We start from the raw sequence: 1696 nt of genomic DNA on the forward strand, positions 1-1696 counted from the left end.
CTGGGCGCGGAGCTCCAGCCGGAACCGGTGGTGCTGCGCGGCGACCAGAGCGCGCTCACCCATGCGCTGGTCAACCTGGTTCAGAACGCGCTGGACTTCACCCCCCGGGGAGGTGAGGTGCGCGTCGCCGTCCGCGTCGACCGGGCGGCAGGCGTGGCCGAGCTCTCCGTCACCGACACCGGCACCGGCATCCCACCGGAGGACCTGCCCCACATCTTCGAGCGCTTCTATCGCGGTCACAACCGCCGCGCCGCCGAGCAGGCGAGGGGACGGGCCCGCGGGGCGGGCGGCGCAGGTCTCGGCCTCTCCATCGTGCAGCAGGCGGTGGAGGGGCTGGGCGGGCGGGTGACGGTGGCATCCACGCCCGGGCAGGGGAGCCGCTTCACGCTCCACCTCCCGCTGCCGCCCGCTCCGCCGAAGGCGGCCGCGGGGGCGCCGACAGGATCGCCGTCCCGCCGGCCGGCGCGGCCCGGTCGGCCGGACCGGCCCGGCTGAGAGAGATCTCATCGCCGGCTCACGCCCCCTTCACCCGGGTCCGCCAGGATCGTCTCGAAAGGAGGAGATCCCATGTCGAAGCGTTGGCTCCTGACCGCCGCCTCCGCCCTGCTGATCGGCGCGGTGGCCGGAGGAAGCGCGCTCGCTGCGCGCGCCTCCGCCGCCCCCTCCACCCCCGCGCCCCCGGCGGCCGCCGCGGTCTCGGCACCCGCACCTGCTCCGGCGGCTCCGACCGGCTCCGCTTCCGGCACCGTGCAAGAGACCGCCGGGGCCCAGGCCGGCCAGCAGGTGGAGCAGCAGATCGGCCCCCAGACGGGCGGCCCCGACGGGGCTGAGCCCCAAGGCCACGAGAGCGAGATCACCGCGGAAGAGACGGAGAAGCCCGAGGCACCCGAGGCCGGCGAGGCCCACGTCTCCCAGCCCGACCACGACAACGTCCAGCTGGAGCAACAGGGGCAGCACTAGGTCTCGCCCTGGACTCCCAGCGCGGCGGCAGGGCCCGGGCCGATGGCCCGGGCCCTGCCCGCTTCTCCTGGCCGCTCTCCGCACGGGCCGCCGGCCCGCCCCTCACCTCCCCGCCAGCCGCGGCGGCAACCCGCGTGCCAGGAAGTCGGCCGGCTCCGCCAGGACGCCCTCCAGCGCCCGCACCGCCAGCGCGCTGACCAGGGCGACGGCCAGGCTGCCCAGGATGTCGCTCGGCCAGTGCATGCCCAGGAAGAGCCGCCCCAGGGCGACCACCACCGCCCAGACCAGCGAGGTCGGCGCCAGCCAGCGCGGCCGCGCCGGCAGCGCGAAGAGCGCCAGCGCCACGGCGAAGCTGAGCGAGGCGTGGTCGCTGGGAAAGGAGCTGTCGGCCGCGTGGCGCGCCAGCAGGTGGATCAGTCCCGGCGCGGCCACGAAGGGCCGCGGCCGGTACCAGAAGGCCCCGATCGCCGCGTTCAGCCCCAGGGCCAGCGCACCGGCCGCCACCGCCAGGATCAGGCGGCGACGGCGCTGCGTCTCCGTCTCCGCCCCCTTCGCCCCGTCGAGCCGGTAGGCGAACCAGGCGACGAGAAGCAGCGGTGCGTAGAGCGCCGGGCCGTACTGGCCGACCCAGCTTCCTGCCGCGTCGAGGACGGCGGAGCGCCCGGCCAGGCCGTTGACCGCGAGGAGGATGGCGCCGTCGAGCCCGTGCATCGCGAGCACTCATCTCCGGTCGGTG

General features: G+C 76.1%; 3 protein-coding genes. 2 read left to right on the forward strand and 1 reads right to left on the reverse strand.

The window, feature by feature from the left end; all coding sequences use genetic code 11:
* The coding region (locus QJR14_07990) for an ATP-binding protein (protein MDI3317538.1) at positions 1–495 on the forward strand (495 nt) is incomplete at its 5' end.
* 72 nt (positions 496–567) lie between these two features.
* Positions 568–960, forward strand: a complete 393-nt coding sequence (locus QJR14_07995; protein ID MDI3317539.1) for a hypothetical protein — start codon at positions 568–570, stop codon at positions 958–960.
* 102 nt (positions 961–1062) lie between these two features.
* Here the strand turns inward: QJR14_07995 and QJR14_08000 are convergent, their stop codons facing one another.
* Positions 1063–1671: a phosphatase PAP2 family protein gene (locus QJR14_08000; protein ID MDI3317540.1), complete on the reverse strand. Its 609-nt coding sequence runs from the start codon at positions 1669–1671 to the stop codon at positions 1063–1065.
* Positions 1672–1696: the final 25 nt, after the last annotated feature.

It is taken from the genome of Bacillota bacterium, from assembly GCA_029961055.1.
In the GTDB taxonomy this organism is placed as follows: Bacteria; Bacillota; Sulfobacillia; order JAIMAT01; family JAIMAT01; genus JAIMAT01.

Excerpts from the sequence above, each read along its gene's own strand:
- QJR14_08000 (MDI3317540.1), bottom strand. The coding sequence starts at position 1,671 with ATGCACGGGCTCGACGGCGCCATCCTCCTCGCGGTCAACGGCCTGGCC.
- QJR14_07995 (MDI3317539.1), top strand. The coding sequence starts at position 568 with ATGTCGAAGCGTTGGCTCCTGACCGCCGCCTCCGCCCTGCTGATCGGC.